Raw genomic sequence first — 20,079 nt, 5'->3', positions numbered from 1 at the left:
CTCCGTTCCGCGCATGCCCTCCAATGCCGCCACCCTCACCGAACTGCTGATCCGCGAACGGCCGGCGCTGCTGCGCCGGGTGCAGCGCATCCTGGGGGGAGACAGCGGCGCCGAGGATGTCATCCAGGCGGTCTGGTTCAAGGCGCGCGGGGTCGACAACCAGCAGTGCATCGACAACCCGCGGGCGTACCTGTACCGCCTGGCCATCAACCTGGCCACCGACCATGGCCGCGAATCGACCCGCCGCAACCGCCTGCTGGCCGAGCACTACCTGTGGCAGGAGGAGGATGAGGTGTCCACCGAGGCGCAGGTGATGGCGCAGGACGAACTGCAGCGTGTGCTGGACGCCGCCGGGCACCTGCCCGAGCCGACCCGTACCATCTTCCGCCTCAACCGCCTGCAGGGCCTGACCCAGGCCGAGATCGCGCGCCAGTTGGGCGTGTCGGTGACCACGGTGGAAAACCACGTGCGCAGCGCGCTTGCACGGTTGGCCTGGGCGCGTGAGGGCCGATGATCAATCGCCCTTGGGGGCCGCCGCGCCACGAACGTCTTGATACCTGGGCCGCGCTGCGGTTCAACCCTTTTCCCCGCGCCTGAACGCGCCCGACTGCCAGCCGATGAGCCCGCACTCCACTCCCAGCGCCCGCGCCGATGACCCCGTGGCTGAACAGGCCCGGAACTGGATCGTGTTCCTGGCCTCCGGCGCGCACACCGATGCGCAGATGCAGTCCTTCGAGCAGTGGCTGGCACAACCCGGCCACCGCCGCGTCTTCGAGCACGAACGCCGCCTGTGGCGCAGCCTCGGCGCCGCGCCCGTGGCTGCGGTCGCCGCCACCACGACGCCTCGCTCGCCCACGCGTGCGCATGCCCGTCCACGCCAGCGGCGCCTGCGCTGGGCCGCCGCCGCGGTGGCCGCCCTCGCGCTGCTGGTCACCGGCCCCGATGCCTGGCTGCGCCTGCAGGCCGACCATCGCAGCAATCACCTGGTGCAGGCGGTGCAGCTGCCTGATGGCAGCCGTGCAGTGCTCGACGCCGACAGTGCCATTGCCGTGCATTTCGATGCACAGGCGCGGCGTATCGAACTGCTGCAGGGGCGGGCCTGGTTCGAGGTGACCCCCGATGCGCAGCGACGTTTCAGCGTGGTCGCTGGCAACGGCGTGGTCGAAGATATCTCCACGGCATTCACTGTCGCCCGCCAGGGCAGCACGGTGGAAGCGGAGGTGGGGCAGGGCCGCGTGCGGGTGGCCAATCCGATCGACGGCGGTTGGACCTACCTGCAGGTGGGGCAGCGTGCGAGGTACGGCGCGCACAGCGGCGTCACCCGCCTGCCCGACGTGGCCGCCGATCGTGTCGGCGCCTGGCGCGACGGCGAACTGCTGCTCGATCGCATTGCTGTGGTCGATGCGGTGCATGAGGTCAGCCGCTATCGCCGCGGCGCAACCTTCGTCCGCGGCGATCTGTCGCGCCTGCCGGCGGTGAGCGCGGCGCTGCGCATCGACCAGCCGGACCAGGCGCTGGATGCCCTGGCCGCCACGGCGGGCCTGCACGTGACCCGCCTGCCGCTGGGCGTGGCCATCGTCCACCAATAATTCCACGCCCTGCGGGGATGGATCGCGCGCATCGCACGCAAGCGGTGAATCCGCCTTGGGGTTTCTTCCGCCCCATTCGTCCTACCCAGCGAACGTACCCGCCGCCGCCACGTACGTCGTTGTGTCCGCGCCAAGCGCGGATGACGCCGCACCTGCGGCTCCGTTCTCCTCACAGGTTTCCCATGTCCGACATCCGTCGTCCGGGCCGCGCACCGCGCCCGTCCCGTCTGTGCATCGCCCTGCTCGCCGCTGGCCTGGCCGGCACCACGCCGTCCGTACTGGCCCAGTCCGGTACGACCGCGCCTGCCGCACTGCTGCGCTTCGACATTCCCGCCCAGCCGCTGGAAGCGGCGCTGCGCGCCTACATGCGCCAGTCCGGCGTGCAGGTGGCGTATCCGGCCGCGCTCGGCAACGGGGTCACCACGCAGGCGGTCAGTGGCACCCTGTCGGCCAGTGATGCGCTGTCGCGCCTGCTGCAGGGCAGCGGCCTGGTGGCGCGCCGCGTCGGCAGTGATGCGGTCACCCTGGAAGCCGCGCCGGCAGCGGCCGGCAACGGCGTCATCGTCACCGACACGCTCAGCGTGTCCGGCGAGCACATCGAAGGCGGCGCGGTCAGCGATGAAGCGCGCCTGCTGGACAGCTACCGCAGCGTCGGCTCCACCACCACGATCAACCGCACCCAGCTGGAACGCTTCCGCGGTACCTCCAACGGTGACATCGTCAAGGGCGTGGCCGGTGTCACCGCCGGCGACCCGCGCGTGGGCAACGGTTTCGACGTCAACATCCGCGGCATCCAGGGCCAGAGCCGCGTGCCGGTCATCATCGACGGCGGCCAGTCCAGCATGGATACCTACCGTGGCTACGCCGGCCAGTCGCAGCGCACCTACCTGGATCCGGACCTGATTTCCCGGCTGACCATCACCAAGGGCCCCAGCCTGCAGGCCAACGCGTCCGGTGGCATCGGCGGCGTGGTGGAAATGGAAACGCTCAACGTCGATGACATCCTGCGCGAAGGGCGCGATGTCGGCGTGCGCGTGCGTGGCGGCCTGGCCAACGGCAGCGCGAACAACCTGCCGGGCTACGACGCCGCACCGCGCACCGACCGCGATGCCACCGGCAGCCAGTTCTTCAATGTCGCTGCGGCTGGCCACTGGGATCGCTTCGACCTGGTCGCCGCCTATGCGTACCGCGACAACGGGAACTACTTCGCAGGCAAGCACGGCTACGACGATTTTCCGCAGACCCGGCGCACGCTGGCACCGCTGAACCCGCCGCATTCTGAAGTGTTCAACACGTCCTCGCGGTCGAAATCGGCGCTGCTCAAAGGGACCTGGCGCATCGACGACGTACAGACCCTGGAGCTGGGCTACCGCCGCTATGAAGGCACGGCCGGAGAGATCATGGCGTCGCAGATCATCCGCGTCGACCGTGACCGCGTGCCGCAGTGGGATCCGGGCCACGTCGACATGGACAGCTACAGCGCGCGCTACCGCTTCAACCCGGACAGCGACAAGGTCGACCTGCGCATCAACGCCTGGTACACCGATACCGACAGCGTGATGTACAACAACCTGACCGGCATCACCCCGTGGTACTACGACCGCCGCACGGAGTGGTACGACGCGCCCAGCTTCAGTGGCAACCCCGGCTACAAGGACGCCTACCGCAACCCGCTGCGGCAGAAGCGCTTCGGCCTGGATGCCAGCAACACCTCGCTCTTCGAGACCGACGCCGGCCGTTTCACCCTGGATTACGGCCTGTCCTACAGCGATGAAGACATCGCTCCGGGCAGCTCCGGCCCGATCATGCACGACGATCTGGTCAACAACCGCTTCCTGCGCAACGCCGAGCGCAAGGAGTACAGCGCCGTGGCGTCGCTGAAGTGGGAGCCCGACGAGCACTGGGAAGTGCAGGCCGGTGGCCGCTGGAACCGCGTGGACGTGCACGACCGCAATCGCCTGGCCACTCCGGACCAGTACGCCGTGCAGGGCCAGTACCGCTACACCGAACTGCTCAACGGCGACCCGACCCTGCCGTCCTGGCGTGCCAAGCGCATCGCGCTGCTGAACTGGTACCCGGATGCCAACGGTGATTTCACCCAGGCCTCGCTGCTGGCATCGCCCTACGAGCGGGGCACCGTGGCCGATATCGGCGGCTGGAACTTCTACGACGCCGATGACGCTGAAGATCTGCTGGTGCCGGTCAGCTGGACCTGGTCCAAACCGATCCGCCGCCGCGACAGCGCGTTTTCGCCGACGGCCAGCGTGGCCTTCCACTTCAGCGAAGACAGCATGGTCTACCTGAAGTATGCCGAAGGCACCAAGCTGCCGAGCCTGTTCGAGACCACCCTGGGCCTGTTCACTGCGGCCAAGCCGGTGGCCGAACTCAAGCCGGAACGCGCCCGCAGCTGGGAACTCGGTGCCAGCACGATCCACCGCGATCTGTTCGTCGCCGGCGACCGCCTGGCGCTGAAGCTTGCGTACTTCGACACCCGCATCGACGACCTGATCACCCGTGATTACCGCACGCTGTCGGCCGGACTGATCCGCAACGTCGACCAGTTCAAGGTGTCGGGCATGGAGTTCCAGTCAAGCTATGACAGCGGCAAGCTGTTTGCCGATCTGTCAGCGCACTACTACTTCAAGGCCAAGACCTGCGCCCCGGACATCGCCGCCGAGCGTCGCGCCTATGGCGTGCAGCGCCGGATCGAGGAGCTGGCCAACACGCCTGACTGCGTCGACGGCGGCTTCGAGGGCTCGTACTCCAACACGCAGAACCCGCCGCGCTACATGGTCAACCTGACCGTGGGCTCGCGCCTGTTCGACGAGCGGCTGACGTTCGGCACCCGCGTGATCCGCAACGCCGGTCCGATCAGCAAGCTGGACAAGGAATGGAACGTCGGCCTGTCGGCCATCCAGCAGCTGTACCGCCCGACCACCCTGGTGGATGTGTTTGCCAGCTGGAGCTTCAACGACCAGTTGTCGGTGGAAGCCAACGTGGACAATCTGACCGACCGCTACTACCTGGACCCGCTGGCCCTGGGCGTGATGCCGGCGCCGGGCCGCACCGCGCGCCTGGCGTTGACCTGGAAGTACTGACCGGTCATCCACGCATGGCGTGGATCTACCGGGCCAAAAAATGGTAGTGCCGGCCGCTGGCCGGTAACGCCAGCGGGCGGCTCATCCACGCTTGGCTTGGATCTACTGGGAACGCCGGGCCATGCCCGGCGTTCCCCATTCCGCGCTTACAGCCCGCGCGCCGCCTTCACTGCGTCTTCGTGCAGCGCTTCATTCAGCTCGTCCACCACGGTGGTCCAGGCCGCATCGGCCTGCAGCGATTCGGCCAGGAACTGGCGCTGCGCATCGCTCCAGTAAGGCGCATCAGCCACTTCCACTTCGGTGGCCAGCTGGTGGTCGCGGATGAACTGGGCAATGCCCTCGTCGCTGGCATCCAGGCCCAGCTGCAGGAACAGGTTGGTCATGCTCGGTTCGGTGGTGATCATTGGAAGCTGCCTGGCAGGAGAAAGGTAAGCTGCATTATCGACGCATGCCGCCTTGGGGGAAGCCCCTTGCGATACGTCTCATCACCGACGCTTCCCCCTGGCACACCGATGACCGCGACAACTTCCCCCGACGACAGCCGCAGCGTGCGCCTGAAGGCTGCTACCCGTGACAGCCATGGCGCTCTCGACAAGCGCATCATGGCCGGCGACATCTTCGCCGACCGTGGCAACTTCGCCCGCTTCCTGCGCGTGCAGTACCGTTTCCACCGCAGCATCGACGCGCTGTACGCCAGCCCCGCGCTGGACGAACTGCTGCCGGCCCTGCACGAACGCCGCCGCCTGAACCAGGTGCGCAGCGACCTGCAGGATCTGGAACAGACCCTGCCAGGCCAGGATATGCCGCCGCTGCAGGCGGACCTGCCGCTGCCGGCCGCGCTGGGCTGGCTGTACGTGGCCGAAGGGTCCAACCTGGGCGGCACCGTGCTCTACAAGATGGCCGCCGCACTGGGCCTGGATCGTGATTTCGGCGCGCGGCACCTGGCCGCCCACCCCGATGGCGCGGCACGCCATTGGCGCGAGTTCACCGCTGCGCTGGATGCGGTGCCGCTGACGGCCGAGCAGGAACAGCAGGTGATCGATGCCGCCGATGCCGCGTTCCGCAGCGTGCATGGCCATGTCGAAGTGGAATTCGGCCCGTGAGCGGCCTCGGCTGATGCGCTGGCTGTGGTTCGTGCTGGGCTGGTTGATGGTCGGCCTCGGGGTGATCGGCGCACTGCTGCCGGTGATGCCCACCACCATCTTCCTGATCCTGGCGGTGGGCTGCTTCGCCCGCAGTTCGCCGAAGTTCGAGCAGCGCCTGCTGGCCCATCCGCGGTATGGGCCCTCGCTGCGCCTGTGGCGCGAGCAGGGTGCGGTCTCGCGCAAGGGCAAGGCGTTTGCCAGCGCCGGCATGGCGGTGGGCTTCGCCCTGTTCTGCTGGGGCGCGCACCCCTCCTGGCGCCTGCTGCTGGGCGTCGGCCTGTTCTTTGCGGTCAGCGCGGGTTACGTGCTGAGCCGCCCGGCACCCCGGTCCGAGCCCACACCGCTGGTGGGCGTGAACGATGCCGAATCCCGCGCGGCGCGCCGCCGTGCGTCTCCCCCCGATGCTGATGGACATTCCGACGATGCTGCCTGCTGATCTGGCCCCCCTGGCCGCGCCCGCCCTGACACCCTGGGGCATGTACCTGGCTGCCGATGTGGTGGTCAAAGCGGTGATGATCGCGCTCGCTGCGGCATCGCTGGCCACCTGGACCGTGCTGCTGGCCAAAGGCTGGGAGCTGTCGCGGCAGGCGCGCGCGCTGCGGGCGGCACGTGCACGCCTGCTGGCCGCGCCCACCCTGCCGGGCGCTGATGCCGAACCCGCGTTGGCGGCAGGCATTGCCGCGTCCATGCTGGATGCCGCGCGCAGCGAGCTCCGGCTTTCGCAGGATCTGGCCTGTCGCGAGGGCACCAAGGAACGGGTCGCCTCGCGCCTGGACCGGCTGGAGCTGGAGACCGCACGCGTGCAGCGTCGCGGCATCGGCGTGCTGGCCAGCATCGGTGCAGTGGCCCCGTTCGTGGGCCTGTTCGGGACCGTGTGGGGCATCATGAACAGCTTCATCGGCATCGCTCACAGCAACACCACCAACCTCGCCGTGGTCGCCCCTGGCATCGCCGAGGCGCTGCTGGCCACCGCGCTGGGTCTGGTGGCAGCGATTCCGGCGGTGCTGGTCTACAACCATTTCAGCCGCGTGCTGGCCGGCCTGCGCGGTCTGCTGGGTGATCTTTCGGCGGCGGTGCAGCAGCTGGTCTCACGTGATCTGGACCGGGCGGCCGCGCGCGCGCCGGCCAGCACGTTGCGCGCGGTGCAGTGAATGGCGATCAGGACCGCTTCCGACCGCGATGACGCGCCCGAAGAGGCGCACGAGATCAATGTCACCCCTTTCATCGACGTGATGCTGGTGCTGCTGATCATCTTCATGGTGGCCGCGCCACTGGCCACCGTTTCAGTGCCGGTGCAGCTGCCGGCCAGCAATGCACAGGCCACGCCCAGCGAACAGGCGCCGGTGTACGTGACCGTGCAGGCCGACCTGTCATTGCGTGTGGGCGAGCAGCCGGTGTCGCGCGACGGGCTGGGCGCCGCAGTGAAGGCGGCCACGCACGGTGATGCGGAGCAGCGCATCTACCTGCGTGCCGACCAGCGCGTGGCCTACGGCGAACTGATGGCCACCCTGGACGCACTGCGTGCGGCGGGTTATCTGAAGGTCGCCCTGTTAGGGCTGGAACAGGGCGCGCAATGAATACCCTGCGGCGCTGGGCGACCAGCCTGGCGATCGTGCTGCTGGCACACGCGCTGCTGATCACTGCCGTGTGGTGGTGGCATGCGCGCGCCGTACCGGTGACCGCCGTGGCCCCGCCGGCGGCGCTGATGCTGGAACTGGCGCCCACTGTGCAGGCACCGCCGGCACCGCCGCGCGCGCTGCCGACCGGCCCGCTGCAGCAGGAGCAGCAGCGTCGCGAGACCCTGCCGGAGCAGCCGCCCGCGCCCAAGGTGCCGCCGCGCCCGCAGGGCGATCTGCAGCCGAAGCCCCAGGTTCCGGCCAACACTGTGCAGGACAGCGCCGAGGTCAACGTCGACCGCACCACGGCACCGCCGGAGGTTCCGGCTGACGCCGCCCTGCGTTATGCCGCAGCGCAGACCACCGCCGGCGAACGCAGCCGCGCCAACGCCACCTGGCAGGGCCTGTTGCTGGGCCATCTGCAGCAGCACCGGCGCTATCCACGCCAGTCCGAACGGCTGCGCCAGCAGGGCGTAGCCTACGTGCGGTTTGCCGTGTTCCGCGATGGTCGCGTATCGGCCGCTCGCATCGAGCGCAGCAGCGGCTTCGCGCTGTTGGACCAGGAAACCCTGGACACCGTGCAACGCGCCAGCCCGGTGCCGGCGCCGCCGGCCGAGGTGGCCGGCGACCCGGTGGAGGTGATGGTGCCGGTGGCGTTCTACCTGCGCGGTCGCTGACCGGCAGCGGGGTCGGATCCCTTTCCGCAGGAAAGGGCTCTGACCCCAGCAGGATGCACGCGGTCGCCAGACCGTAGAGTCGAGCGTGCTCGACTGCTCGTGCGGTGCAGGCCAGAAGCAGTCGAGCAAGATCGACTCTACGGGACGGTCGATCATCCACGCATGGCGTGGATCTACAGCAGCGGCACCAGCAGCAGTGCCACGATGTTGATGATCTTGATGAGCGGATTGATCGCCGGGCCGGCGGTGTCCTTGTACGGATCACCGACGGTATCGCCGGTCACCGCAGCCTTGTGCGCCTCGCTGCCCTTGCCGCCGAAGTGGCCATCTTCGATGTACTTCTTGGCGTTGTCCCACGCGCCGCCACCAGTGGTCATCGAAATGGCCACGAACAGGCCGGTGACGATGGTGCCGATCAGCAGCCCGCCCAGCGCGCGTGGCCCCAGCAGCAGGCCCACCACCACCGGTACAGCCACTGGCAGCAGCGACGGCACGATCATTTCGCGGATCGCCGAGCGGGTCAGCATGTCCACCGCCTTGTCGTACTGCGGCTTGCCGGTGCCCTGCATGATGCCGGGGATCTCGCGGAACTGGCGCCGCACTTCCTCCACCACCGCACCGGCTGCACGACCGACGGCCTCCATCGCCATCGCGCCGAACAGGTAAGGAATCAGTCCGCCGATCAGCAGGCCGATGATCACCGTGTGGTCGCTGAGGTCGAAGCGGAATTCCTGGCCCGGATTGGCGGCCTGCAGGTTGTGGGTGTAGTCGGCAAACAGCACCAGCGCGGCCAGCGCCGCCGAACCGATGGCATAGCCTTTGGTGACCGCCTTGGTGGTGTTGCCCACCGCGTCGAGCGGGTCGGTGATGTCGCGGATGTCCGAAGGCAGCTCGGCCATCTCGGCGATGCCGCCGGCGTTGTCGGTGATCGGGCCGTAGGCATCCAGCGCCACGATCATGCCGGCCATGGACAGCATGGCGGTGGCTGCGATGGCGATGCCGTACAGGCCGGCCAGCGCGTAGGCGCCCCAGATCGCCGCACAGACGGCCACCACGGGCAGGGCGGTGGACTTCATCGAGATGCCGAGGCCAGCGATGATGTTTGTGCCGTGGCCGGTGGTCGAGGCCTGCGCCACGTGCTGCACCGGCTTGTACTGGGTGCCGGTGTAGTACTCGGTGATCCACACGATCAGGCCGGTCAGCACCAGGCCGATCAACGCGCAGCCGTACAGTGCCATCGGGCCATGCACGTTGTCGTTCATCAGCCCGGTGGTGATGGGGTAGAACGCGATGGCAGCCAGCACGCCGGAGACGATCACGCCCTTGTACAGCGCGCCCATGATCGAGCCGCCTGGCTTCACCTTCACGAACAGTGCGCCGATGATCGAGGCGATGATCGACACCCCGCCCAGCACCAGCGGGTACAGCACCGCATTGGCCCCGGCTTCGCTCAGCATCAGGCTGCCCAGCAGCATCGTCGCGATGACCGTGACGGCATAGGTCTCGAAGAGATCGGCCGCCATGCCGGCGCAGTCGCCAACGTTGTCACCCACGTTGTCGGCGATCACCGCCGGATTGCGCGGGTCATCCTCGGGAATGCCGGCTTCCACCTTGCCCACCAGGTCAGCGCCGACGTCGGCGCCCTTGGTGAAGATGCCGCCACCCAGGCGCGCGAAGATCGAAATGAGCGAAGAACCGAACGCCAGCCCGACCAGGGCATGCAGCGCCTGTTCCATCGGCAGGCCCAGGCGCAGCAGCAGTGCGTAATAGCCGGCCACGCCCAGCAGGCCCAGGCCCACCACCAGCATGCCGGTGATGGCGCCGCCACGGAACGCGACGTCCATTGCCGCGCTGATGCCGTTGCGGGCGGCCTCGGCGGTGCGCACGTTGGCCCGCACTGAAACATTCATGCCGATGTAGCCGGCGGCGCCGGACAGGACCGCACCGACGGCAAAGCCGATGGCGGTGTACCAGCTGAGGAAGACGCCGACCAGCACGAACAGCACCACGCCGGCCACGCCGATGGTCAGGTATTGGCGGTTGAGGTAGGCGCGTGCGCCTTCCTGGATCGCCGTGGCAATGGCGACCATGCGTTCATTGCCGGTGGGTTGGCGCAGGATCCAGCGCGCCGAGACGATTCCGAACAGGATCGCGAGAATGGCGCAGCCCAGCGCCAATGACAGCCCATGACGTTCCAGCATTAGACCCCTCCGCAGAATGGATGGTGAGCATCCAGTGGCGATGAACGTTCACCACGAGGGGGACAACGGGTTGCAGCCTGGAACCAACCCGTACCGACCGAGGCGGTCGTCCGACGTATGGCGGTGTTCAGCATTCCCTGGTGCCGGCAGTATGCGTCCGTCACCCTGCAGAGTCGAGCCATGCTCGACTGGCTCTTGCGAGCTGCGCCGCATGACTTGTGGGCGCCCCACCAGATGAGCGCGTCGCCATGCGCGCGGAACCCGCCGCCGGTCCATGGGCATGCTTTGAGAGCCACATCCCCTTTGCACCCGGTTAAGCCACGCTCTGCAAGCCTGCGCACAGTCACGACGGAGATTGCCCATGCGCCTGTCCTTGTTGCTGCTCGCCGCCCTGGTCCCGGCCATGCCGGCACTGTCTGCGGAGACGCCCGAACTGCAGCGCGCAGTCGGTGCACCGCAGGCGGTGGGCGCGGTCCATACCCTGCGGCAGATTCCCGAAGCCTGCGCCCGGCTGGAAGGCGTGTTCACCGGCCAGGCGGCCGAGCCGTACCGGTTCTCGGCGGTGCGCACCAGCGAGCAATGCCAGCCGCGTGCCCGTTTCGTCGACTACGCCAAGGCGCAGCCGGGTGCCGACAAAGGCTGGAAGCTCAACGACGTGATCCGCGTGCCCAATGCGGCGTGCCCGGCGCAGCAGGCGGTGGTGCGGGTGTGGCGCCTGCCCGTCAACAACACCCAGGCGCTGGATGGCCAGGGCCAGTCGCGCATCTATCTGGAAGAAGCAAAGAAGCAGGCGGCGGCCGGCAAGATCCCGCAGGTGACGATGTTTGCCGCGCAGCTGCAGGTGGAAGGCAAGGCCTGCAATTGAGTTGCATCCACGCACGGCGTGGATCTACCGGTAGGTGCCGACCGTTGGTCGGTACCTGATGCCGCATCCACGCATGGCGTGGATCTACCGGTAGGTGCCGACCGTTGGTCGGTACCTGATGCCGCATCCACGCATGGCGTGGATCTACCGGTAGGTGCCGACCGTTGGTCGGTACCTGATGCCGCATCCACGCACGGCGTGGATCTACCGGTAGGTGCCGACCGTTGGTCGGTACCTGATGCCGCATCCACGCATGGCGTGGATCTGCTGGAGCCTGCCTTGGTCGGCAGGCTCCGGTGCAGCGGTCAGTTGCCGCGGCAGTCCTTCAGCCAGAGCACGCGGCCGATCTGGTCGTAGTTGTCGACCACGCCGGTCAGCGTCACCTTTTCGCGCGGGCGCAGGGCCAGTGCGTAGGCGGTCTGGTTGGCGGCGAAGGAGCAGGTGATGGCCACGCGCTCGAAATCGATGCTGCCGTCGCTGGGCAGGTCGAAGCCGGTGTTGTAGGTGCCACCGCTCCTCAGCACCGAGGTGATGCGGCCGGTGATGGCGTAGGTCTTGCCCTTGTAACGGGGTTCGATGGCCGCCGGATTGTCGCGGTTCTGGCTGCGCAGCTGCGAGCCGAAGCGGTCGGCGGCGATGGTCACCACCGATGCCTGCGGGGCGGCCTTGGCGGCCTGGTCACCGGCCTTGCCCGGCTTGACCTGGTTGAGCAGCTTGCACATTTCGGTGCGCACGCCGTCGGCCGAGGCGATGGCGCCCTTGTTGACCTTCACCACCATGGCAACGGTGCCCTGGCCGCCTTCCGAGGTGGCGCTGATGATCATCGGGATCGGCTTGTGCGCCATGCTCTCCGGTTCCTCGATCAGCATCGAGCCGCCTTCGATGTCCTCGCTCAGCACGTCCATGTTGGCGTTCTTGGCGATGACCCGCATCTGCCCGATGGCGCTGGCCACGCTCAGGTCCGGGTGGCTGACCGACGAGGTGAAGGTAGTGCCGGTGAAGGGATTGCCCTTCTTCTGGAAGTTGGTTTCGCAGGTCGCGGCGAACGCGGGCGCGGCAGCCGTGCACAGCAGCACGGCGAGGAAGGTCTGGCGCTTCATGGATACAGTCCTTGTGATGTGGCACTACGCGCCCGCACCAGCGGGCGACGGATGGGTGGGTATGCATCGGCCCCTTGGCCCCGGGCCGGGCGCTGATTGTGGGCCGCTTCGCAGGTCGCTGCAATCCAATCATCAAGGGCCCTTACCACCGGCAAGGGCCCTTGCGTTACAAGGTGTGACGGAGCTCAACCTTCAAAGGCAGGCAGTTTCTGCTTCACCGCCACGTTCTTCAGGCTGACGTACTTCGGCAGGCCATCACTGCCGTAGGGCAGGGGCGCCTCGCCCTTGATCAGCGGCGACAGGTACGCGCGGGCCTTGTCGGTGATGCCGAAGCCATCGCGGCGGATGAAGCCGGCGGGCATCTTCTTCTCGTGGTTGGCGATCTTTGCCAGCGGCGCGGCCTCGATCTTCCAGCGGTAGGGGGCATCGCTGCTGCGCACGATCACCGGCATCACCCCGTTCTGGCCCTTCAGTGCCAGCTGCACGGCCGCCTTGCCCACTGCCTGTGCCTGTTCCCAATCGGTCTTGCTGGCCAGGTGCCGGGCCGACCGCTGCAGGTAATCGGGCAGGGCCCAGTGCACCTTCAGGCCCAACTGGTCCTTGACCCGCCCGGCCAGGTGCGCGGCCACGCCACCCAGCTGCGAATGGCCGAAGGAATCCTTGCCGCCGCCGGCATCGGCGACGAAGCGGCCGTCGGCGCTGGCGATGCCCTCTGAAGCCACCACCACGCAGTAGCCGACGCGTTCGACCACGGCCTTGACCTTGGCCAGGAACGTGGCTTCGCCATACGCGCGTTCGGGCAGCAGGATGATGTGCGGGGCTTCGTCCTCGCCGTTGCCGGCCAGGCCGGCCGCAGCAGCGAGCCAGCCGGCGTGGCGGCCCATCGCCTCGTAGATGAAGACGCGGGTGGAGGTCTCGGCCATCGCCGCCACATCCAGCGCCGCTTCGCGCACGGAGACCGCGGTGTACTTGGCCGCCGAGCCGAACCCCGGGCAGGTGTCGGTCACCGCCAGGTCGTTGTCGATGGTCTTGGGCACGCCGATGCAGGTCAGGTCGTAACCGGACGCCTTGGCCAGCAGCGAGACCTTCAGCGCGGTGTCGGCCGAGTCGTTGCCGCCGTTGTAGAGGAACCAGCGCACATCGTGGGCACGCAGGACGTCCAGCAGGCGGTCGTAGCGGGCGCGGTCGGCTTCCAGCGATTTCAGCTTCACCCGGCACGAGCCGAAGGCGCCGCCCGGGGTGTGGGCCAGGGCGCGGATGGCGGCGGCACTTTCCTTGCTGGTATCGATCAGCTCCTCGCGCAGGGCGCCGAGGATGCCGTTGCGGGCGGCCAGGACCTTGATGCCCTTGGCCCGGGCCTGCTCGATGACCGCTGCCGCAGTCGCGTTGATGACCGCCGTGACGCCGCCGGACTGGGCGTAGAGGAGGGTGCCGCTGCGCATGTTTCTACCTGCTCGCTGAGGGGGACATTGCAGTGACATTACCCGGATGCGCTAAAGTGGCGCTATTGCGGTGCAGCGATACCGGTCCGTCCGGGGCGCGAACCTTCTTTGTTTTCAACACGTTGGAGTCAGGTCAATGCGATTGGTTCTGTTGGGACCGCCCGGTTCGGGCAAGGGGACGCAGGCGACGCGCCTGAAGGAAAAGCTGGGCATCGCCCACATTTCGACCGGTGACATGCTGCGCGCGGAAATCGCCGCGGGCTCGGAACTGGGCAAGCAGGCCAAGGCGGTGATGGATGCCGGCAACCTGGTGTCCGATGACATCCTGCTGGGCATGCTGGAGTCGCGTCTGACCCAGGCCGATGTCGCCAAGGGCTTCATCCTGGACGGCTACCCGCGCAATGTGGCCCAGGCCAATGCGATGGACGGCCTGCTGGCCAAGATCGGCCAGCCGCTGGACGCCGTGGTGCAGCTGGACGTGGCCACCGAGCTGCTGGTCGAGCGTATTGCCGGCCGCGCCCAGGAACAGGGCCGCGCCGACGACAACCCGGAAGCAGTGCGCCAGCGCCTGCAGGTCTACAACGACCAGACCGCTCCGGTGGTCGATTTCTACGCCGGCCGTGGCACCCTGGCCCGCGTCGATGGCGTCGGTGACCTGGACGAGATCGAAGCCCGCATCCTGGCGGCGATCAAGGGCTGATGGCGGTCGGCCAGCCTTGCGCTGGCCACCGTAGCGGTACAACGAAACAGGCCTGATCCCTCCGGACCAGGCCTGTTTCGTTTCATAGGTGCCAGCGATGAGCTTGCTCAGGGCTCCGCAGCATGAGCTCCCTTGGGGATGGCCTCTTGGGGAGTAGGACCGGTTCGGGTACTACGGCTGGCTTCCTGAATTGTGTACGGGTTCACATACCTGCGCTATCAGGAATTCCCTGACAGACGATTGGAGTTTTCTCACAGGCGGTGTAGGACTTGTCTGAGCCCGTTTTCGACAATGGCCCTATACAGCCGTGATCGGTCACAATCTCCGGTCATGAGCAGCGTACATATCCTTGCAATCGCCGGCACCTTCATGGGTGGCGTGGCCGCCCTGGCGCGGGAACTGGGCCATACGGTCAGTGGCAGCGACCAGGCCATCTATCCGCCGATGTCCACCCAGCTGGAGCAGCTGGGCATCGTCCTGGACCAGGGCTACCGTGCCGACAGCGTACCTGCGGGCACCGCCGAGGTGGTGATCGGCAACGCCCTGTCGCGTGGCAACCCCGCCGTGGAAGCCGTGCTCGATGCCGGCCAGCGCTACATCTCCGGGGCCCAGTGGCTGTCCGAGCAGGTCCTGCCGGGCCGCGACACGCTGGCCGTGGCCGGCACCCACGGCAAGACCACCACCACCACCATCCTCACCTGGCTGCTGGAAAGCGCCGGGCGCTCGCCAGGGTTCCTGATCGGCGGCGTGGCCGAGGATTTCGGCGTCTCCGCCCGCCTCGGCCAGGGCCGTGAGTTCGTGGTCGAGGCCGATGAGTACGACACCGCCTTCTTCGACAAGCGCAGCAAGTTCGTGCACTACCGGCCGCTGGTGGCCATCCTCAACAACCTCGAATACGACCACGCCGACATCTTCCCCGACGTGGAAGCCATCGAGCGCCAGTTCCACCACCTGGTGCGCACGGTGCCCGCGCGCGGCCGCCTGATCGTCAATGGCGAAGACGCGCACCTGGCCAAGGTGCTGCAGATGGGCTGCTGGACGCCGGTCGAGCGCTTCGGGTTCGACCCGTCGCTGGAATGGCACGCGGAGCTGCTGGCCGCCGATGGCAGCGCGTTCCGCGTGCATCACCGTGGGCAGGCGCTGGGCGATGTGCACTGGTCGCTGCTGGGCCGCCACAACGTGCTCAATGGCCTGGCCGCGCTGGCTGCGGCGCATGCGGTGGGCGTGGCCCCGGCTGAGGTGATTCCGGCGCTCGCACGCTTCCGCAGCGTCAAGCGCCGCATGGAAGTGATCGGCAGCCATGACGGCATCACCGTCTACGATGACTTCGCCCACCATCCCACGGCGATCGCGACCACGCTGGAAGGTCTGCGTGCCAAGGTCGGCGACGCGCGCATCGTGGTGGCGATGGAGCCGCGCAGCAATTCGATGCGGTTGGGCGCGCATGCGCAGGCGCTGGCGCCGTCGCTGGCGCTGGCCGACGAAGTGGTGTTCCTGCACCGGCCGGAACTGGCCTGGGATGCTGCGGCCGTCATCGCGGCCGTGCGCGGGCAGGCCCATGCCGTACCGGATACCGACGCGCTGCTGGCGCAGCTGCAGTCCAGCGTGCGCAGCGGTGACCACGTGGTGTTCATGTCCAACGGCGGCTTCGACGGCGCCCCGCGCCGCTTCCTCGCCGCCCTGCAGGCCCGATGAGTACCGACGTTTCGCTGCCGCTGTTTCCGCTGCACACCGCGCTGGTGCCCGGCGCGGCGGTCGGCCTGCGGGTGTTCGAGCGGCGCTACCTGGACCTGGTGCGTGATACCGGCCGCAGTGGCGAAGGTTTCGGCGTCTGCCTGATCCTGGAAGGGCAGGAGGTGGGTGAACCGGCCACGCCTGCCGCTTACGGCGTACAGGTGCGCATCGAGGATTTCGATGTCGGCGCCGATGGCGTGCTGCAGCTGCGCCTGCGCGGCACCCGGCGCTTCCATGTCGAGCGTACCCGCGTGCGCGACAACGGCCTGGTCGTGGCCGACGTGCGCTGGTGCGAGGAAGACCCCGATGACGAACTGAAGCCGCAGCACGCGCTGCTGGCCACGGTGCTGGGGCACATCATCGAACAGGCCGGCGAAGCCTATGCGCCGGCCAACCCGGTGCTGCTGGACCAGGCCAGCTGGGTCGGCTGGCGGCTGGCCGAACTGCTGCCGCTGGGCGAGCAGCAGCGGTTGCAGCTGCTGCAGATGGATGACCCGCACCAGCGGTTGCAGCAGTTGCTGGGGTGGATGCCGTAGGGCCGGAACGGAACCGGTAGTTGCCAAGCTTGGTTGGCAGCCGTTTGCGCGAAGCGCCAACCAAGGTTGGCGTCTACCAGAGCGTGACCGCCGCCATCACGGCTGCGTTTTCAGCCGCAGCACCGGCAACCCGGTTTCGGCATGCACATCCTCGTGCTGCGGCAGGCCCTGCACCGCATCCTTCACCGCATTGAAGGCGGGGTCGATGCCGCGCACCGGGTGCCACATGCCGATCCACTGGAAGTGGCGCTCGTAGCGCAGGGTCTGCGCACTGCCCAGCCACAACGGAACATCGCCGGGCTGCAGCTGCGCCGGCGCCTGCCACAGGCGCAGCACGTAGCGTTCTTCCGGCTTCGCGCCCTGGCGCACCATCAGCAGCGCTTCCACACGCGTGTCGAGCGTCGCGGGCAGCACCGGCAGCTCGTCGGCACCGGTGTTCTTGTCCAGCATCAGCAGCGCTTCTTCCCAGCCGGCCTGCGCCTGTACGGTCCACCCGCGTGCTTCCAGCTGCGCCTGCAGCGGTGCCAGCGGACCGGCCAGCTGCACATCCAGCGGCCAGCGCTGGTCATCGTCGAACTCGTTGCGGCGCGCCGGCAGCTTGGCCCAGTCCTGCTGCCACCAGGCCTGCATGTCGATCGCCACCGGTGCCGGCAGGGTCGGCTCGAAACGCTCCAGCTTCACCGGGATGTTGCGCGGCGCGTACCACATCGCCGCCACCGCGCAGACGCCGTAGAACAGCCACGCCACCGGCTTCACCCAGAACGAGCGGTTGAAGCGGCGGCGGTAGGCGATACCCAGCACCAGCAGCCAGAACGTGCCGAACAACATGCCGCCGATCACGTCGCTCAGCCAGTGCGCGCCCAGATACAGGCGCGAGAAGCCGATCAGGCTGACCACGATGCCCGACACCAGGTAGGGCCAGACGCGGGTGCGGCCGGGCATTTCGCGGGCAATCAGCACCGCGAAGAAACCGAAGGTGATGGTGGCCATGGTCACCGACACCGACGGGAAGCCGAAGCCGCTGCTCGCATCGACCGGGCGCACCACGTCCACGGTGGCGCCCAGCAGCTTGGTCAGGGCCAGGCCGAAGGCCAGCGCGGCCAGCCAGTGCGCGGCGGCCATCCAGCGCCGGCGCCACACCAGGTAGCCCATCGCCGCGGCGGTGGCGGGCATCAGCACCTGCCAGGCGCCCAGCGAGGCCAGCGCCGCCATCGGGTAGTCGGCCAGCGGATTGCGCAGGGCCAGCATCGCCTGGTGCACAAGCAGATCGATGGCCAGCGGTTCGCCATGGGCGACCACCACGGTCAGCAGCGCGAACCAGCCCCAGCCCAGCAACAGCAGCATCAGCGCCAGCATCGCCAGCGGTACCGACTCGCGGCGCTTGGGGTCGAGCACGCCCACCGTGTAGCGGCCCAGCGTCGGGTGGCGGTTGGACCAGTCCAGCAGGCGCGCCAGCCAATGGTCCATGCGCGCGGCCGACCAGCGGTAGCCGTAAAGCACGATGGCCCAGACCAGGCCGAGGATGACCATCAGCAGGCCGACCACCACCACCAGGCGCCCGGCAACGGCAGCGACGGCGTCATAGGCCTCGCCGAGGATCCAGCCCGGGGCCAGGAACAGCACTGCCCACGACAGGCTGGCGATGCCGCTGGCCTGCACGTAGCGGCTGGCCGGCATCTTCAGCATGCCGGCGATCGCCGGCACGAACGGGCGGATGGCACCGACGTAGCGCGCGATCAGGATGCTCTTGAAGGCATTGCGGCGGAACAGGTTCTCGCCACGGTCCAGCAGCTGCGGGTAGCGGCTGAACGGCCACACGCCGCGCAACCGGTCGCCCCAGCGGCGGCCGATCCAGTAACTGATGCCATCACCGGCGAACGCGCCCAGCGCCGCCGCCGCCACCGCATACGGCCCGGAGATCTGGCCCAGGCCGATGAACACGCCCACCGCGAACAACAGCGGCAGCGCCGGCACGATGGCGCCGAGAATGATGACCGCATCGCAGAAGGCGATCAGAAAAATAACCGCGCCCGCCAGTACGGGATGGGCGGCAATCCACGCGAGGGTGGCGTCGATCCATGAAGAGTCCATTGCAGGATTATAGAGGCGTGAAGGTGACTGGTTCCCAGCGGCTTGGTGACCGTTTGCAATCGGCGTCATCGCCTAGAATGGGCCCATGCCGCACTCGAACGACGCTCCAACGCATGCCCTGAAGGCCGACAGCTTCGGCCGCATCCTGCTCGTGCAGGGGCCGCAGGGCCCCTTCGTGCGCCGTGACCTGGGGGCCACGCCGCTGTGGTTGCGACTGCCGGCATGGTGGCTGGCCCGCCGCGAAGCACGCGCGCTGCGACATATCGAGGGCATGGCCGATGTGCCGCAACTGCTGGACTGGGATGGCCGCCACCTCGACCGCAGCTTCATGGCCGGTGACGCCATGTACCAGCGCCCGCCGCGCGGCGACCTGGCCTGGTTCCGTTCGGCACGTCGGCTGCTGCAGCAGCTGCATCGCCGGGGCGTGGCCCATAACGACCTGGCCAAGGAAGCCAACTGGCTGGTGACCGAGGACGGCCGCCCGGCACTGATCGACTTCCAGCTGGCGGTGATCGGCAACCCGCGTTCGCGCTGGATGCGCCTGCTGGCCCGCGAAGACCTGCGCCACCTGCTCAAGCACAAGCGCATGTACTGCCGCGAATCGCTTACCCCGGTGGAAAAACGCGTGCTCAAGCGCACGTCCTGGGTGCGCGAGCTGTGGTTCGCCACCGGCAAACCGGTCTACCGCTTCGTTACCCGCCGCATCCTGCACTGGGAAGACAACGAAGGGCAGGGGCCGAAGCCTTGAGCGAAGCCGTCGTGGTGACCGCGCCGCCGAGCGCGGCCAGCGTGCTGCGTGCGCAGCTGCCCGGTGCCGGTTTCGTGCACGCCTGCCAGATCAGCACCCGTCGCAACGGACGCAGCGCGCTGCAGGCCTACCGCGATATGGCCGCGACCATTCCCGGTTGGTTCGATGGGCTGATGGCGCTGCGCAACCGTGGCATGCGCCTGCTCGGCATGAAGGACCTGGGCTCGTTGCGCGCGGTGCAGGACACTCCAGCACCGCGAGCGGGCCAGCGTCTGGGCATCTTCACCCTGCAGTCGCTGGACGAGGACGCCATCGTGCTGGAAGACAACGACCGCCACCTGCGCGTGCAGCTGGCCCTGCAGTGGCAGGGCGACGTGCTGGAAGTGGCCACGGTCGTGCATACCCATAACGCGTTCGGGCGGATCTACATGCTGCCGGTGGCGCCGATGCATCGATGGATCGTGCCGCACCTGTTGCGCAGGCAGGTGCAGGCGTATCGCTGAAGACCCGCGGTGTTCCGTAGCGTCGAGCATGCCC

At 68.1% G+C, this 20,079-nt stretch carries 19 protein-coding genes; 14 read left to right on the top strand and 5 right to left on the bottom strand.

Annotated features, from left to right (window positions below):
- The first annotated feature begins 13 nt into the window (after positions 1-13).
- The 3 genes from C1924_RS16275 to C1924_RS16265 all read left to right on the top strand — a co-directional run bounded on the left by C1924_RS16275 (position 14) and on the right by C1924_RS16265 (position 4,687).
- Complete coding sequence (locus C1924_RS16275; protein ID WP_108766232.1) at positions 14-514, top strand: sigma-70 family RNA polymerase sigma factor; 501 nt, start codon at positions 14-16, stop codon at positions 512-514.
- A gap of 103 nt (positions 515-617) precedes the next feature.
- Positions 618-1,589, top strand: coding sequence for a FecR domain-containing protein (locus tag C1924_RS16270; protein WP_108766231.1), 972 nt, complete (start codon positions 618-620; stop codon positions 1,587-1,589).
- A gap of 182 nt (positions 1,590-1,771) precedes the next feature.
- Positions 1,772-4,687 carry a TonB-dependent receptor gene (locus C1924_RS16265; protein WP_108766230.1) on the top strand — a complete coding sequence of 972 codons (2,916 nt, stop codon included), beginning with the start codon at positions 1,772-1,774 and terminating at the stop codon, positions 4,685-4,687.
- A gap of 146 nt (positions 4,688-4,833) precedes the next feature.
- Here C1924_RS16265 and C1924_RS16260 read toward each other — a convergent pair whose 3' ends face one another.
- Positions 4,834-5,091, bottom strand: a complete 258-nt coding sequence (locus C1924_RS16260) for a DUF2789 domain-containing protein (RefSeq protein ID WP_108766229.1) — start codon at positions 5,089-5,091, stop codon at positions 4,834-4,836.
- A 108-nt stretch (positions 5,092-5,199) separates the two neighbouring features.
- Here C1924_RS16260 and C1924_RS16255 point away from each other — a divergent pair, with 108 nt between their 5' ends.
- From C1924_RS16255 to C1924_RS16235, 5 genes are read left to right on the top strand one after another with little or no spacing between them, the layout of a single operon-like run.
- Complete coding sequence (locus tag C1924_RS16255; RefSeq protein ID WP_108766228.1) at positions 5,200-5,790, top strand: biliverdin-producing heme oxygenase; 591 nt, start codon at positions 5,200-5,202, stop codon at positions 5,788-5,790.
- Positions 5,791-5,803: 13 nt separating this feature from the next.
- Positions 5,804-6,268: a YbaN family protein gene (locus C1924_RS16250; RefSeq protein WP_108766227.1), complete on the top strand. Its 465-nt coding sequence runs from the start codon at positions 5,804-5,806 to the stop codon at positions 6,266-6,268.
- Positions 6,255-6,983: a tonB-system energizer ExbB gene (gene exbB, locus C1924_RS16245; RefSeq protein ID WP_254051158.1), complete on the top strand. Its 729-nt coding sequence runs from the start codon at positions 6,255-6,257 to the stop codon at positions 6,981-6,983. Before C1924_RS16250 ends, exbB begins: the two co-directional genes overlap by 14 nt.
- A complete protein-coding gene (gene exbD / locus C1924_RS16240) occupies positions 6,984-7,409 on the top strand; it encodes a TonB system transport protein ExbD (RefSeq protein WP_108766225.1) in 426 nt (141 codons plus the stop codon).
- Complete coding sequence (locus tag C1924_RS16235; RefSeq protein WP_108766224.1) at positions 7,406-8,125, top strand: energy transducer TonB; 720 nt, start codon at positions 7,406-7,408, stop codon at positions 8,123-8,125. The genes exbD and C1924_RS16235 overlap by 4 nt, the downstream gene beginning before the upstream one ends.
- A 173-nt stretch (positions 8,126-8,298) precedes the next feature.
- On the opposite strand, the gene C1924_RS16230 is transcribed toward C1924_RS16235, so the two are convergent.
- Positions 8,299-10,326 carry a sodium-translocating pyrophosphatase gene (locus C1924_RS16230; RefSeq protein WP_108766223.1) on the bottom strand — a complete coding sequence of 676 codons (2,028 nt, stop codon included), beginning with the start codon at positions 10,324-10,326 and terminating at the stop codon, positions 8,299-8,301.
- Positions 10,327-10,687: 361 nt separating this feature from the next.
- Between C1924_RS16230 and C1924_RS16225 the strand changes: the two genes are divergently transcribed.
- Complete coding sequence (locus tag C1924_RS16225; protein WP_108766222.1) at positions 10,688-11,191, top strand: hypothetical protein; 504 nt, start codon at positions 10,688-10,690, stop codon at positions 11,189-11,191.
- 305 nt (positions 11,192-11,496) lie between these two features.
- Here the strand turns inward: C1924_RS16225 and C1924_RS16220 are convergent, their stop codons facing one another.
- Positions 11,497-12,291, bottom strand: coding sequence for a hypothetical protein (locus tag C1924_RS16220; protein WP_108766221.1), 795 nt, complete (start codon positions 12,289-12,291; stop codon positions 11,497-11,499).
- 185 nt (positions 12,292-12,476) lie between these two features.
- Entirely contained in the window at positions 12,477-13,733 is a 1,257-nt protein-coding gene (locus C1924_RS16215) for a 6-phosphofructokinase (protein ID WP_108766220.1), read from the bottom strand.
- Positions 13,734-13,869: 136 nt separating this feature from the next.
- Here C1924_RS16215 and C1924_RS16210 point away from each other — a divergent pair, with 136 nt between their 5' ends.
- From C1924_RS16210 to C1924_RS16200, 3 genes are all read left to right on the top strand, one after another.
- The gene (locus tag C1924_RS16210) at positions 13,870-14,433 is read left to right on the top strand and encodes an adenylate kinase (RefSeq protein ID WP_079223114.1); all 564 of its coding nucleotides are present in this window, start codon (positions 13,870-13,872) and stop codon (positions 14,431-14,433) included.
- 330 nt (positions 14,434-14,763) lie between these two features.
- A complete protein-coding gene (gene mpl, locus C1924_RS16205; protein WP_108766219.1) occupies positions 14,764-16,128 on the top strand; it encodes a UDP-N-acetylmuramate:L-alanyl-gamma-D-glutamyl-meso-diaminopimelate ligase in 1,365 nt (454 codons plus the stop codon).
- Positions 16,125-16,703, top strand: a complete 579-nt coding sequence (locus tag C1924_RS16200) for an LON peptidase substrate-binding domain-containing protein (RefSeq protein WP_108766218.1) — start codon at positions 16,125-16,127, stop codon at positions 16,701-16,703. Before mpl ends, C1924_RS16200 begins: the two co-directional genes overlap by 4 nt.
- 96 nt (positions 16,704-16,799) lie before the next feature.
- On the opposite strand, the gene C1924_RS16195 is transcribed toward C1924_RS16200, so the two are convergent.
- On the bottom strand, positions 16,800-18,794 hold the full coding sequence (locus C1924_RS16195) for a bifunctional DedA family/phosphatase PAP2 family protein (RefSeq protein ID WP_108766217.1): 1,995 nt from the start codon (positions 18,792-18,794) through the stop codon (positions 16,800-16,802).
- An 85-nt stretch (positions 18,795-18,879) separates the two neighbouring features.
- Here C1924_RS16195 and C1924_RS16190 point away from each other — a divergent pair, with 85 nt between their 5' ends.
- Together C1924_RS16190 and C1924_RS16185 are read left to right on the top strand one after the other, a co-directional pair.
- On the top strand, positions 18,880-19,542 hold the full coding sequence (locus tag C1924_RS16190) for a serine/threonine-protein kinase (RefSeq protein ID WP_108766216.1): 663 nt from the start codon (positions 18,880-18,882) through the stop codon (positions 19,540-19,542).
- A complete protein-coding gene (locus C1924_RS16185) occupies positions 19,539-20,045 on the top strand; it encodes a DUF2867 domain-containing protein (RefSeq protein WP_108766215.1) in 507 nt (168 codons plus the stop codon). Before C1924_RS16190 ends, C1924_RS16185 begins: the two co-directional genes overlap by 4 nt.
- Positions 20,046-20,079: the final 34 nt, after the last annotated feature.

Source organism: Stenotrophomonas sp. ESTM1D_MKCIP4_1 (assembly GCF_003086895.1).
Taxonomy (GTDB): Bacteria; Pseudomonadota; Gammaproteobacteria; order Xanthomonadales; family Xanthomonadaceae; genus Stenotrophomonas.
This window is presented reverse-complemented; position numbering and strand designations above follow the sequence as displayed.